General features: G+C 70.1%; 11 protein-coding genes. 7 read left to right on the top strand and 4 right to left on the bottom strand.

The annotated features are described in order from the left end of the window. Positions 1-38: 38 nt before the first annotated feature. From MMR14E_RS00615 to gyrB, 5 genes are all read left to right on the top strand, one after another. Positions 39-1,706, top strand: a complete 1,668-nt coding sequence (locus MMR14E_RS00615; RefSeq protein WP_331312337.1) for an alpha-amylase family protein — start codon at positions 39-41, stop codon at positions 1,704-1,706. A 67-nt stretch (positions 1,707-1,773) separates the two neighbouring features. Next, positions 1,774-2,157: a hypothetical protein gene (locus MMR14E_RS00610; RefSeq protein WP_331312336.1), complete on the top strand. Its 384-nt coding sequence runs from the start codon at positions 1,774-1,776 to the stop codon at positions 2,155-2,157. A gap of 89 nt (positions 2,158-2,246) precedes the next feature. Continuing rightward, positions 2,247-2,891 (top strand): MBL fold metallo-hydrolase, encoded by a 645-nt coding sequence (locus tag MMR14E_RS00605; RefSeq protein ID WP_331312335.1) that lies wholly within the window; start codon positions 2,247-2,249, stop codon positions 2,889-2,891. Between the two features lie 5 nt (positions 2,892-2,896). Next, entirely contained in the window at positions 2,897-3,859 is a 963-nt protein-coding gene (locus tag MMR14E_RS00600) for an aldo/keto reductase (protein WP_331312334.1), read from the top strand. A gap of 179 nt (positions 3,860-4,038) precedes the next feature. Continuing rightward, positions 4,039-6,483 (top strand): DNA topoisomerase (ATP-hydrolyzing) subunit B, encoded by a 2,445-nt coding sequence (gene gyrB, locus MMR14E_RS00595; protein ID WP_331312333.1) that lies wholly within the window; start codon positions 4,039-4,041, stop codon positions 6,481-6,483. Between the two features lie 332 nt (positions 6,484-6,815). Here gyrB and MMR14E_RS00590 read toward each other — a convergent pair whose 3' ends face one another. From MMR14E_RS00590 to catC, 3 genes are all read right to left on the bottom strand, one after another. Next, entirely contained in the window at positions 6,816-8,033 is a 1,218-nt protein-coding gene (locus MMR14E_RS00590; protein WP_331312332.1) for an ABC transporter substrate-binding protein, read from the bottom strand. Between the two features lie 82 nt (positions 8,034-8,115). Next, entirely contained in the window at positions 8,116-8,412 is a 297-nt protein-coding gene (locus MMR14E_RS00585; protein ID WP_331312331.1) for a YciI family protein, read from the bottom strand. Positions 8,413-8,425: 13 nt separating this feature from the next. Further along, positions 8,426-8,710 (bottom strand): muconolactone Delta-isomerase, encoded by a 285-nt coding sequence (gene catC / locus MMR14E_RS00580; RefSeq protein ID WP_331312330.1) that lies wholly within the window; start codon positions 8,708-8,710, stop codon positions 8,426-8,428. A 1,041-nt stretch (positions 8,711-9,751) separates the two neighbouring features. Here catC and MMR14E_RS00575 point away from each other — a divergent pair. Next, positions 9,752-11,419: a methyl-accepting chemotaxis protein gene (locus MMR14E_RS00575; RefSeq protein WP_331312329.1), complete on the top strand. Its 1,668-nt coding sequence runs from the start codon at positions 9,752-9,754 to the stop codon at positions 11,417-11,419. Positions 11,420-11,429: 10 nt separating this feature from the next. On the opposite strand, the gene asd is transcribed toward MMR14E_RS00575, so the two are convergent. Beyond that, positions 11,430-12,341, bottom strand: coding sequence for an archaetidylserine decarboxylase (asd, locus tag MMR14E_RS00570; protein WP_331312328.1), 912 nt, complete (start codon positions 12,339-12,341; stop codon positions 11,430-11,432). A 32-nt stretch (positions 12,342-12,373) separates the two neighbouring features. On the opposite strand from asd, the gene MMR14E_RS00565 reads away from it, so the two are divergent. After that, positions 12,374-14,065 (top strand): aminotransferase class III-fold pyridoxal phosphate-dependent enzyme, encoded by a 1,692-nt coding sequence (locus tag MMR14E_RS00565; protein WP_331312327.1) that lies wholly within the window; start codon positions 12,374-12,376, stop codon positions 14,063-14,065. The last annotated feature ends 40 nt before the right edge of the window (positions 14,066-14,105 follow it).

Raw genomic sequence — 14,105 nt, 5'->3', positions numbered from 1 at the left:
CTCCCACGTTCGTGAGGCGCGACGACGCCGGGGGGCTCATGATCAACGATCTGTGGTACAAGAACGGCATCATCTACTGCCTGTCCGTCGGCACCTTCATGGACGCCAACGGCGACGGCATCGGGGATTTCGCCGGACTCGAGCGGCGCCTGGACTACATCCAGGGGCTCGGTGCCACCGCGGTCTGGCTGATGCCGTTCCAGCCCTCGCCCAAGAAGGACGGCGGCTACGACATCGCCGATTATTACGGCGTCGACCCGGATTACGGCTCGCTCGGCGACTTCGTCGCCTTCACCCACGCGGCCAAGCAGCGGGGCCTGCGCGTCCTCATCGACCTCGTGGTCAACCACACCTCCGACCAGCATCCCTGGTTCCAGTCGGCGCGGTCCGACCCCGACTCGCCGTTCCGCGACTGGTACGTCTGGTCGAAGGAGCGCCCCGCGACCGCCGACGAGGGCATGGTCTTCCCGGGCGTGCAGGAGACCACCTGGACCTACGATTCCAAGGCCAAGGCCTGGTACTTCCACCGCTTCTTCAACTTCCAGCCGGATCTCAACACCGCCAATCCGGAGGTGCTGGCCGAGATCCTGAAGATCATGGGCTTCTGGATCCAGCTCGGCGTCTCCGGCTTCCGCATGGACGCGGTGCCGTTCGTCATCGCCGAGAAGGGCGCCCATGTCGGCGGCAAGCCCCGCGAGCAGTTCGAGATGCTGCGCGACCTGCGCGAGTTCCTGCAGTGGCGCCAGGGCGACGCCATCATCCTCGCCGAGGCCAACATCCTGCCGAAACAGGACCTCGACTATTTCGGCGACGACGCCGACCGCATGCACATGATGTTCAACTTCCAGGTCAATCAGGCGACCTTCTACGCCCTGGCGGCCCACGACGCCCGGCCCCTCGTCAAGGCGATCGAGCAGACGAAGCCGCGCCCGCTCTCCTGCCAGTGGGGCATCTTCCTGCGGAACCACGACGAGCTCGACCTGGGGCGCCTCACCGGCAAGCAGCGCCAGAGCGTGTTCGACGCCTTCGGGCCCGAGAAGGGGATGCAGCTCTACGACCGCGGCATCCGCCGCCGCTTCGCGCCGATGCTGGCGGGCGATCCGCGCCGCATCCGGCTCGCCTACTCGCTGATGTTCACCCTCCCGGGCACGCCCGTGCTGCGCTACGGCGACGAGATCGGCATGGGCGACGAGCTGGCACTGCCGGAGCGCGACTGCGCCCGCACCCCGATGCAGTGGACGAGCGAGCACCAGGGCGGGTTCTCGACGGCCGAGCGGACCGTGCTGCCGCTGATCGACCACGGGCCGTACGGCTACGCGCACGTGAACGTCGCCGATCAGCGACACGAGGAGGGCTCGCTGCTCAACTGGATGCAGAGCATGATCCGGCAGCGCAAGGAGGCGCCGGAGATCGGCTGGGGCGACGTCGTCGCGCTGGAGACCGGACGCGCGTCGGTCCTGGCGCTGCGCTACGAATGGCGCGGCAACGCGATCCTGTGCGTCCACAACCTCGCGCCGGAACCCGTCGAGGTCGCGATGGCGTCGGGAACCGACGATCCGGAGCACGACATCCTCGTCGACGTGCTCACCGGCTCGCGCAGCGAGGTCGGTGACGACGGCCGCCACTGCCTGTTCCTGGAAGGCTACGGCTACCATTGGTTCCGCGTCGGCGGGCTCGACGCTTTGCTGAAGCGGCGGCCGGCTTGAGGAAGACGGGAATCCGGCTCGCCCTCCGCCGGCCGACGCGTTAGGACACGCCGGAGCGAGGTGGGACATGGCCCGGACGAAGCACTATCCCCCGGACGCGACGATCGCCGACGTCCTGCCGGATCTCGCCGACGGCGAAGCCTACCTGCGCCAGGTTCTGAGCACGATGCGGATGTGCCAGAAGCATCACGGCGACGCCTGGGTGCGGATCGGCGTGACCGGCCGATCCCCGACGCCGTCCTACCGGATCGACCGGCCGGACGAGACGGCGCCCGGCGACGGTGCCTGCGAGGCGGGCCGGGCTCTGTTCGGCGCCTACGGCGGGCGGTCCCACGACCGGTTCACGCAGGTCAACGCCTCGGAGACACGCTGGAGCTCGCGGGCGCTCGGCATGGCCGATATGCTGGCGCTCCACGACGGTCTGCGCCGCCCCAGGGGCGACGCGGCCTGAGCGTGCCGCACAGGGTGCCGCCCATCCGCGTTCTGCGCTAGACTGGCGCCGCGGGCGTCCGGAGCGGCGCCGCCAACACGCGGGACGACATGCCAGGTACGCCACGCGCCGGGATCATCCCGGTCACGCCCTTCCAGCAGAACTGCACCCTGATCTGGGACGACACGACCAAGGTCGGTGCCGTGGTCGATCCCGGCGGCGATCTGGATCGGATCGAGGCGGCGATCCGCGAGCAGGGCGTCACGGTGGAGAAGATCCTGCTGACCCACGGCCATGTCGACCACGCCGCCGGCGCCGACGAGCTGCGCGAGCGCCTCGGCGTGCCGATCGAGGGCCCGCATCAGGCCGACAAGTTCCTGCTCGACTCCCTGCCGGAGACGGCGGCCAATTACGGCCTCGGCGCCGCCCGGCCCGTCACGCCCGACCGCTGGCTCGACGAGGGCGACGCCGTCACGGTCGGCGGGCTCGGCTTCGACATCCTCCACTGCCCCGGCCACTCGCCCGGCAGCGTCGTGTTCGTGAGCCGGGACGCCCGCTTCGCCCTCGTCGGCGACGTCGTGTTCAAGGGCTCGGTCGGCCGCACCGACCTCCCCGGCGGCAACCACGAGCAGCTCATCCGCGCGATCAAGGACAAGGTCCTGCCGCTGGGCGACGACGTCGCGTTCATCCCCGGCCACGGACCGACCAGCACCCTCGGCGAGGAGCGCGTGTCCAACCCCTTCCTGCAGGATTGACGCGCGTGGACAAGCGACGCATCGGCCGCTCCGACCTGACGGTCGCGCCGTTCTGCCTCGGCGGCAATGTCTTCGGCTGGACGGCCGACGAGGCCGCGTCCTTCGCGATCCTGGACCGGTTCGTGGAGAGCGGCTTCGACTTCATCGACACCGCCGACGTCTACTCGCGCTGGGCCCCCGGCCACAGCGGCGGGGAGTCCGAGGCGGTGATCGGTCGATGGCTCGCGGCCCGGTCGGGTGCGCGCGATCGGATCGTGCTGGCGACCAAGGTCGGCATGGACCTGGGCGAGGCCGGCCAGGGCCTGTCGGCGGCCCATATCGAGCGGGCCTGCGAGGCCTCGCTGCGGCGCCTCGGGGTCGACCGGATCGACCTTTACCAGTCGCATCTCGACGACGCGACGGTGCCCCTCGAAGAGACCCTGAGGGCCCACGAGCGCCTGATCGCGGCCGGCAAGGTCCGGGCGATCGGCGCCTCGAACTACAGCGCGGCCCGGCTCGCGGAGGCGCTGTCGGTCTCGGCCGCCGCCGGGCTGCCGCGCTACGAGTGCCTCCAACCCGATTACAGTCTCGCCCAGCGCGGCTACGAGGCCGAGCTGGAGCCGCTCTGCCGGGCCGAGCAGATCGGCGTGATCGGCTACTTCTCCCTGGCGGCCGGCTTCCTCACCGGCAAGTACCGCAGTGCCGACGACGCGGCGGGACGCCCGCGGGAGAACCGGGTCGCCAAGTACCTCAACCCGCGCGGCCTCGCGCTCCTGGACGTCCTCGATTCGGTCGCGCGGGCCCACGGCGCGAGCCCGGCCCAGGTGGCGCTCGCCTGGATCATCGCCCGCCCCGGCATCACCGCGCCCATCGCGAGCGCCACCTCTGTGGCGCAGCTCGACGAGCTGCTCGGCGCCGTCCGGCTGACCCTCGCGCCGGAGGCGATCGACCGCCTGGACGCGGCGAGCGCGGGCGGCATCGAGGGCTAACGCAGCGTTAAGCGACGGGCGTCACAAAAGCGGCGGGACGGGTCCGCCGCGGACCCGTAAAATCGTGCAATCTCAACGCGGAACCCCTATATCAGGCGGACCAAGCGAGAGTTCAGGCGCGGGCGCCCGACGGCGCATCTGGCACCGACGCGATCAGGCCCGCCTGCCCGAGGAAGTTCATGGCCGACACCCCCCAGACCGAGCCCGCCGATTACGGCGCGGAATCCATCCGCGTGCTGAAGGGCCTCGACGCCGTTCGCAAGCGGCCCGGCATGTATATCGGCGATACCGACGACGGCTCAGGCCTGCACCACATGGTGTACGAGGTCGTGGACAACGCCATCGACGAGGCTCTGGCGGGTCACGCCGACCTCGTCACCGTGACCCTGAACGCCGACGGCTCCTGCACCGTCTCCGACAACGGGCGCGGCATCCCGGTGGACATCCACAAGGAGGAGGGCGTCTCGGCGGCCGAGGTCATCATGACCCAGCTGCACGCCGGCGGTAAGTTCGACCAGAACTCCTACAAGGTCTCCGGCGGCCTGCACGGCGTCGGTGTCTCGGTGGTGAACGCCCTCTCGTCGTGGCTACGCCTGCGCATCTGGCGCAACGACAAGGAGCACGCGATGGAGTTCCGCCACGGCGACGCCGTGGCGCCCCTGGATGTGATCGGGCCCGGTAACGGCCGGCGCGGCACGGAAGTCACCTTCCTGCCCTCGACCGAGACCTTCACGATGATCGAGTTCGACTACGGGACGCTGGAGAAGCGCCTGCGCGAGCTCGCCTTCCTCAATTCCGGGGTCCGCATCGTCCTGACCGACGCCCGCCACGCCGAGAAGAAGCGCGAGGAGTTGTACTACGAGGGCGGCATTGAGGCCTTCGTCCGGTACCTCGACCGCTCCCGCAAGCCGATCGACGGGATGACGAGCCCCGTGGTCGTCAGCTCCGAGCGCGACGGCATCCGCGTCGAAGTGGCGTTCTGGTGGAACGATTCGTTCAACGAGACGGTCCTGCCCTTCACCAACAACATCCCGCAGCGCGACGGCGGCACCCACATGGCCGGCTTCCGGGCGGCCCTGACCCGTCAGGTCACCGGCTACGCGGAGTCGTCGGGCATCGCCAAGAAGGAGAAGGTCTCGCTGACCGGCGAGGATTGCCGCGAGGGCCTCACCGCGGTCATCTCCGTGCAGGTGCCGGACCCGAAATTCTCGTCGCAGACCAAGGACAAGCTCGTCTCATCCGAGGTGCGCCCGGCCGTCGAGAACGTCCTCAACGAGGGCCTGTCCACGTGGCTCGAGGAGAATCCGAGCCAGGCGCGGTCGGTCATGGGCAAGGTCGTGCTGGCGGCCTCCGCCCGCGAGGCTGCCCGCAAGGCGCGCGAGACCGTGACCCGCAAGGGCGCCCTCGACATCGCCTCGCTGCCCGGCAAGCTCGCCGATTGCCAGGAGCGCGACCCGACCAAGTGCGAGATCCTGCTGGTGGAGGGCGATTCCGCCGGCGGCTCGGCCAAGCAGGGCCGCGACCGGACCTTCCAGGCCGTGCTACCCCTGCGCGGCAAGATCCTCAACGTCGAGCGCGTGCGCGCCGACCGGATGCTGTCCTCGGCCGAGATCGGCACCCTGATCACGGCGCTGGGCGCCGGGATCGGGCGCTCCTCCACGGACCGGGAGGGCTTCAATCCGGAGAAGCTGCGCTACCACCGCATCATCATCATGACGGACGCGGACGTGGACGGCTCCCACATCCGGACGCTGCTGCTGACCTTCTTCTTCCGGCAGATGCCGGAGCTGATCGAGCGCGGCCACCTCTACATCGCGCAGCCGCCGCTCTACAAAGCCGAGCGCGGCCGCCGGGCGATCTACCTGAAGGACGAGCGCGCCCTCGAGGATTACCTGATCGACCAGGGCACCGACGGCGCGGTCCTGCGGCTGTCCACCGGCGCGGAATTCGCCGGGGCGCAGCTCAAGAGCCTCGTCGAGGAGGCCCGGACGTTCCGGAGCATCCTGCAGGGCCTGCACACGCGCTACGACCGCTCCGTGGTCGAGCAGGCGGTGCTCGCCGGGGCCTTCGACGCCGAGGCGGCGTCGCGGGCGGGCGAGGCCGAGGTGCTGGCCGACATGACCGCGCGCCGTCTCGACGCCATCGCGGACGAGATCGAGCGCGGCTGGCAGGGCGAGTCGTTCGATGGCGGTTATCGCCTCAGCCGGACGCTCCGCGGCGTCCGCCAGGTGTCGACCCTCGACGCCGGCCTGATCACCTCGCAGGAGGCCCGCCGCCTCTCCGAGCGGGCCGACGCCTTCCGCGAGATCTACGGCGAGCCGGCCACGCTGATGCGCAAGTCCGACGAGACCGTGCTTCACGGGCCCGTGGCGCTGTTCGAGGCCGTGATGGCCTTCGGCCGCAAGGGTCTGCAGCTCCAGCGCTACAAGGGTCTGGGCGAGATGACTGCCCAGCAGCTCTGGGAGACCACCCTGGACCGCGACGTGCGCTCGCTGCTGCAGGTCAAGGTCAAGGATGTCACCGACGCCGACGACCTGTTCGTGAAGCTGATGGGCGATGTCGTCGAGCCGCGGCGCGAGTTCATCCAGGAGAACGCGCTGAGCGTCGCGAACCTGGACGTGTGAGGCGCGCCTGACACGCAATGCCGCGCAAGCGCCCGGCCCGTATCGGCAAGGCGCTTCCTCGCGGCAGCCCGAGGCATATCGTCCGAAGATCGAGATCTTCTGGATCGAGCTGCCGGGAAATCATGTGCTGAGGACCGTGCGGCTTACCGCCCACGGTCTCAGTCGCACTTCGCATCAGGCCCGGCGGCCATAACGTCTCGTGGTCCTGCCACAGCCCCGCCCAGGTCGATCAACGCCTCTGGGCGGTCCCGATCGCGCGGCGCCGGCCTCGAGGGGCGGCGCTCACCGCTGTCGACCGTCGTCGCGGCGCCGGACGGCCGCGACGGCGCGCGTCAGCCCTTCACCAGCTTGCACGTGCTCTCGGAGAGCGGCTGGAAGGCCTGGTCGCCCGGGATCGTCTTCAGGATCTTGTAGAAGTCCCACGGGCCCGTCGACTCCGCCGGGGACTTTACCTGGGCGAGGTACATGTCGTGCACCATCCGACCGTCCGGGCGCAGCGTGGCGTTGCGGGCGAAGAAGTCCTGGATCGGCAGCTCGCGCATCTTGGCCATCACCGTCAGGCCGTCGTCGGTGCCGGCGGCTTCGGCCGCCTTCAGGAAGTGGAGCACCGCCGAGTAGTCGCCGGCCTGCACCATGGTCGGCATCCGGCCGCCCATCCGCTCGCCGAAGCGCCGGGCGAAGGCGCGCGTCTGCTCGTCGAAGTCCCAGTAGAAGCCCGTCGTCAGGATCATGCCCTGCGCCGCCGGCAATCCGACGGCGTAGACGTCCGTCAGGAAGATGTTGAGGCCGCCGAGCCTCTGCCCGCCCTGGAGGATCCCGAACTCGCTCGCCTGCTTGATGGTGTTGATCGTGTCGGCCCCCGCGTTGGCCATGCCGATGATCTTCGCGCCGGAGGCCTGTGCCTGCAGGAGGTAGGACGAGAAATCGGGATTCGGGAACGGGTGCTTCACCGAGCCGAGAACCGTGCCGCCCTTGGCCTTCACGACGCGGGCGACCTGCGCCTCCAGATCGTGCCCGAAGGTGTAGTCGGCCGTGATGAAGAACCACGTGTTCTTGGGATCGTCGGCCAGCGCCGAAGCGGTGCCGGCCGCGAGCGCGTGGGTGTCCCAGGACCAGTGGGCGCCGGTCGGCGAGCACGCGGCGTTGGTCAGCGCCATGGAGCCGGCGCCGGAGTTGATGTCGATCTTTCCCTTGCTGCGCGCGACCTCGCGCACGGCCAGCCCGGCAACCGAGGAGTTGGTGTCGAAGATCGCGTCGACGCCCTCGGTATCGAACCACCGGCGCGCGATCGACGAGGCGATGTCTGCCTTGTTCTGGTGATCGGCGAAGATCAGCTCGACCTTCCGACCATTGATCGGACGTCCGAAATCTTCCACCGCGAGCTGCGCGGCCGTCACGGAGCCTCGCCCGGCCAGGTCCGAGTAGCCGCCGGACATATCGGTCAGGATGCCGATCTTGATGCCGCCATCCGCGTATTGCGCGGAGGCGGGCAGGGCGGTCAGGGCAGCGGCACCGAATGCGGCGGCCGCCACCCAGCTGCGACGGATCATTGTATCCTCCTGTTCTCAGGTTCTTGTGCGGTCACCCCGAACCGGAGCGCCGCCGTCACTTCGAAAGGTCGCGTTCCGGGCCTCAGAGATAGCTGCGGCCGTCGAGGTAGGCCTTGCGCCAGCGTCTGATCTCGACGCGCTCGAACAGGCCGACCGTGTGGAACGGATCCGCCTGGATGAGCGCCTCGGCCTCCGCGCGGGTCTCGACGTCGACGACGTACAGGCCGCCGCCGGCGTCGCTCCCGTCGTCGTTCAGCTTCGCACCGCAGGCCAGGAGCCGGTCCTTGATCCGGTCGAGGTAGACGAGATGCTCCGCCCGGTTGGCTCTGCGAACGTCCAGGCTGCCGGCCTTGTCGAAGGTCTCGATGATGAAGGGCATGGCGATGGTCCCGTCAGTTGGCCGCGATGGCGGAGGGATGCTGTGCCAGCGGCGTCACGCTGATGGCCATGAACGGGTAGAGCGGCAGCGAACTCAGGACTCGGTGGAGCTCGTCGTTCCCGGCCACGTCGAAGACACTGTAGTTCGCGTACTGACCGGCGATGCGCCACAGGTGCCGCCACGTCCCGTCATGCTGGAGCTTCTGGGCGTAGGCCTTCTCCTCGGCCTTGAGGCGATCCGCCTCCGCCTTCGGCAGGGACGCCGGAAGGTTGACCTGCATGTGGACCATGTAGAGCATGACGTCGATCCTTTGCCGCCGGTCTCGCCGAACGCGCCCGGACTGCGATCTGCTGCGCCGGACGGTGCCGCCCGGCTCCGAGACCCGGCCGTGACCGCCGCGGTACGGCCGCGCTCGGCGCTGTCCTGCCGTACGCGCCGCGGCGCCCGATGGCCAGACCGATCCGGAAACGGCCCGGGTCAGGACCAGGGGCCCCCCGGCGATCCGAATCGCGGCGTCCGCCCCGCGATGGCCGGTGACGCCGCTCCGGGATCGCCACCGGATCGGCGCGGGCGGCGGATGTGATCGATCGTCCGGCGGTCGCGTCGGCCGTCATCGACCCTGTCCGCGATACGGCGTGGCACGCTCGCCAGCCGGCTCGATCGGCGAGGAAATCATCGAGGCGGTGCAAAGCTGAGCGGCCGCCGCCTTCAGACTCCGCCTCGCGCCCGTGTCTGGACGGCCGGCTCGGGGGCGCCCCCGGCCCGGGAGGTCGACGCGCGACCCGAGCCTACTCGGACTTGCCCCTCGCTGAGGGACCTCCGCGGTCAGAACAAGGTGCAGTCCGGACGAACCGGCTTCGCGCCAACTGTCGAGCGCGATGCGGAATCCCCAGCCGCCTCGAGCGTGCTCACCGCGGCCTCCGGCCGTCGTCGCCGCGATCCGGCTCGGTCCCGGCTGCGCGGCGCAACCTCAGAAGCGTACTGACGCCGCGATGCGGGCGGCGCACCCGGATCATGCGATCGGGACAGCCGATCAGGTGGTGCCGCGCGGACCGGACCGGCGGCGCGGCATCGCGGTCGTCGGACGGGACGGATCTGCCAGAGACCCGAACTCTACAGCTCGCTCAGGAGGTATGATTGGCTTTGCGCCTCGCATATCTGTCAGTACTTGCCAATTTATTGAATAACGATGCTCATTTCCGCGTTATTATCGGGCATGACTCGAATGGCACGGCCGCGGATTTCTATTTCATGATCGGCGAAAGCCGTTGAAACGTTCATGCAGGGTGCTAGACCGCGAACGTTGTTCAAACTTCGGACAACGACACGGTCGCCATCGATGATGATCACGATCAAGGGCAGGCTGCTCGCGCTTCTGGCGGCACTGGGTACACTCCTCATAACCTCAACAGCGTTCAGTAATTACGCTCTCTACAAGAACTACAGGGGCCTCGAATCGATCTATGCCGACAGGGTCATCCCGCTCAGCCAGTTCGGCGCCATGCGCGACGCCTTCGATGGCATCCTGAGCGCGGCGCGGGGATTCGAGTTCCACGCGATCCCGGCAGCCGAAGCGGCAACGATCCTCGAGCGCCAGCTGGCACGGGCGACGAAAAGCTGGGCTGCCTACCTGGCGACCTCTCTCACGCCCGAGGAGGCACGGCTCGTCGCGAATCTGTCGCCGCAGCTCGACCGGGACGTGGCGATCGTCGCCGACGTCGTCCGCGCCTTGAGAAGCGGGGACCGGGCCGACGTGAACGCGGCCCGGAACGACCTGCTCCGGGCGATGGCTCCGACGACGGAGGCCATCGGTCAGCTGTCCGACCTGCAGGTGCGGGAGGCCCGCGCCGAGTTCGAACGCGCGGACGCGATGGCGCAGCGCCTGCGGATCTGGCTCATCGCGACCCTCGTCGGCGGCGCCCTCGCGGTCGGGTACGGCATCCGCGTGATCCTGGTCCAAGTCACCCGTCCGATCGCCCAGACCACGGCGACGATGACCCGCCTCGCCGCGGGCGACCTCGACGCCCGGATCGACGGCGCGCACCGCGGTGACGAGATCGGCGCGATGCTCAAGGCCGTTCAGATCTTCAAGGAAGCGCTGGTCGCGAAGCGCGCGGCGGACGCCGCCACCGCCGCCGAGGCGGCCGCGAAGGAACGCCGCGCCGAGACCATGGACAGCGCGACGCGGACTTTCCGCGCCCGGATGGCGCAGCTGACCGAGGCGCTGTCCCACAGTGCCGTCGCCATGGAAGCCGCCGCCGCGTCCATGGACCGGAATGCCGGACTAACCGCGACGCAGTTGCTCCAGGTTTCCTCGGCGGCCGAGCAGACATCGGTCAACGTGCAGACCGTCGCGGCGGCCAGCGAGGAACTGGCGACGTCGATCGGGTCCATCAACGGCCAGATCACGCGCTCCTCCGACATGGCTCAGCGCGCGGCGGCCGAGGCAACGGAGACCAACACCCTCGTGATGAGCCTCGCCGACGGCGCCGAGCGGATCGGGACCGTAGTCAACCTGATCGCCGGGATCGCCGCGCAGACGAACCTGCTCGCGCTCAATGCCACCATCGAGGCGGCCCGCGCCGGGGAGGCGGGCCGCGGCTTCGCCGTCGTCGCCACCGAGGTGAAGGCGCTGGCGACGCAGACCGTCCGGGCGACCGAGACCATCTCCGATCAGGTCGCGACCATTCAGAAGGAGACGCACCGCGCCGTCGATGTCATCCAGGCGATCACCGCCGCGGTCCTGGACCTTCGAACCATTGCGACGAGCGTCGCGGCCTCGATGGAGGAGCAGGAGGCGGTGACGCAAGAGATCGTGCGGAACGTCAGCCAGGCGGCCGACGGGACGCAGGCGGTCACGGTGACGATCGGGACCATCACGCAGGCCGCGGCGGAGACCGGCCGGACCGCGACCGCGGCCCTGGACGCGGCCAGTACCCTGTCGCGGCAATCGGAGACCCTGAACGCCGCGGTCGCGGAGTTCCTGGCGGCGGTGCAGGCCGCCTGACGCGGCGCGCTCAGCGGCCGGTCGATCCGGGAACCGGCGGCAGCCGCATCAGGGGCTCGCCGACCCGCAGGATCGATCCGACCGCGAGCCCCGGGCAGAGCGTGAAGCCGGGGGGAGCCAGCACCACGATGGTGGACCCGTGCTCGAACCAGCCCATCTCGGCGCCCTTCTCGAGGCGCGCCGCGGTGGGCAGGGTCCGTCCGCCGGTCTCGCGCAGGGCGAGCCCCTCGGGCAGGAAACCGAGGCGCAGCCCGGCAACGAGGATGGCCGCCACCGGAACCAGCGTCACGGCGTGGCCGCCCTCCGCGAGACGCAGGCGCAGGACCGCGCGCTCGTTGCGGCAGAACAGCGCCTCGACGCGCTTCAGGGCGACCGGGTTCACGTTCCAAGTGTCGCCCCAGATGTGCCGCACCGACTCGACGCTCAGGTCGTGCGGGGCGTGGAAGCGATGGTACATCCCGGCGGTCAGGCGCAGGGTGGCGTAGCTTCCCCCCTCGTGGGCGCGCGCGAGCGCGCCGTCCCCGCCCACCAGGTCCGCGAGCTTGTAGGACAGGCCCTTGATCTGGAAGAGGCGTCCGGCCTCGATGCGCCCATGCGCCCCCAGGATCGCGTCGCTGGGGCTCGTCAGCGCGGCCGGGTCGGCCGCGATCGGCCGGGCGCCGGGGCGCAGGGCCCGCACGAAGGCGGCGTGAAGACTGGGGAAGCGCGTCTCCTGCGCGTCGCGGAGGTCGACGTCGCAGAACAGCCGCCAGGTCGCGATCGAGATATCGCGGATCAGCGGCTGCTCGATCCGGCTGAACCAGCCCATGAACCGGGTCGCGAGGCGGCGCGGCAGGCGGTTCGTCAGCAGGAAGTTGAGATCCTCCTGCGCGCCGACCCGCGCCAGGATCGACCGCAGCCGAGAATTAGAGACCGTCATCATGCCGTGAACCGCCTCCGGTAGGGCGCGGGACGATGTCCGCGCTCCTCGTCGCCCTGTCCGCCACCACCGCTGCCGCGGCCCTCGCCCTGCCACGGGCGGCCGAGCGCCTGCAGCTCTCGCGGGCGAAGCATCGCTCGCTCACCGGCCACGCCCGCATGGCCCGGCGCGTCGCCGGCCTGATCCCGCACTACGCCTACTCGGAGCGGGCCTTCTTCCGGTCGGACGATCCGGACGAGGCGGTGGCGCGCCGGCGGGAGGCCGGTTTCGCGCGGCTCTCCGACCTGTTCCGGACGCGCTTCGCCAGGACACGCGCCGAGACCGAGGCGGTTCGCGACGGACTCTCGGATCTCCAGTTCACCGGGCTCTACCGGGTGCCGTTCCAGTACGCGCGGCACGTGCGCGCGCATCTCGGCACCGGCGCCTTCGCGGCCGCCGCAGCGGGCGTCACCGTCACGGATCTCGACGGCAACGTCTTCTACGACCTCGCCGGCTCGTACGGCGTGAATTTGTTCGGCGTCGACTTCTACCGGGCCTGCCTGGAGGAGGGCGCCGCGCGGGTCTCGGCCCTGGGTCCCGTGCTCGGGCCGCTCCACCCGGTCGTCACCGGAAACGTCGCGCGGCTGAAGGCGCTCTCGGGCCTCGACGAGGTCTCGTTTCACATGTCCGGCACCGAGGCGGTGATGCAGGCGGTGCGGCTCGCCCGCTACCACACCGGTCGCCGCCGGATCGTCCGCCTGTGCGGCGCCTACCATGGCTGGTGGGGCGAGGTGCAGCCGGGCATCGGCAACCCGGTTCCCGCCCGCGACACGCTCACGCTGGCCGACATGTCCGAGCGGACGCTGCGGGTGCTCGCCACCCGCCGAGACGTCGCCTGTGTACTCGTCAACCCGCTCCAGGCCATGCATCCGAATGCCGGGGCGCCGGCCGATTCCGCGCTGGTCGACAGCGGCCGCAGAGCATCCTTCGACCGCGCGGCCTACACCCGGTGGCTCCACGACTTGCGGGCGGTGTGCAGCGCCCGGGGAATCGTGCTGATCCTGGACGAGGTCTTCCTGGGCTTCCGCCTCGCCCGCGGCGGCGCGCAGGCGTATTTCGGCCTGCGCGCCGACATGGTCACCTACGGCAAGACCCTGGGCGGCGGCCTGCCCGTCGGCGTGCTGTGCGGGCGCGCCGACCTGATGCGCCGTTACAGGGAAGACCGGCCGGTCGACATCTGCTTCGCGCGGGGCACCTTCAACGCGCATCCCTACGTGATGGGCGCGATGGGCGCGTTCCTCGACCGGCTGGACAGCCCGGCGGTGGCCGCGCTCTACGCCGACCTCGACGCGACCTGGGATACCCGCGCGCGGCGCCTGAACGCCCAGCTGGCGGAGGCCGACCTGCCGGTACGGGTCGCCAACATGTCGACGGTGTGGACGGTCCTGTACACCAAGCCGTCGCGCTACAACTGGATGCTGCAATTCTACCTGCGCGCCGAGGGGCTGGCCCTGTCCTGGGTCGGGACCGGCCGGATGATCTTCAGCCTCGCCTACGACGACGCGGCCTTCGAGGCCGTCGCGACGCGCTTCGTGGCGGCGGCGCGGGCCATGCGGGCGGATGGCTGGTGGGAGGGCGGCGCGCCGAGCGACCGGGCGATCCGCCGGTCGGTCCTGCGCGAAGTCGCCGCGATCCGGCTGGGCAGGCTCGGCGACCGCCTGGGTCTGCGCGCGCCGGACCGGGCCTGAACGAGAGGAGGCCGGCCGCGCGGCCGGCCTCCGAGAACCG

Origin of the sequence: Methylobacterium mesophilicum (assembly GCF_036441335.1) — a bacterium.
GTDB classification, from domain to species: Bacteria; Pseudomonadota; Alphaproteobacteria; order Rhizobiales; family Beijerinckiaceae; genus Methylobacterium; species Methylobacterium mesophilicum_B.
This window is presented reverse-complemented; position numbering and strand designations above follow the sequence as displayed.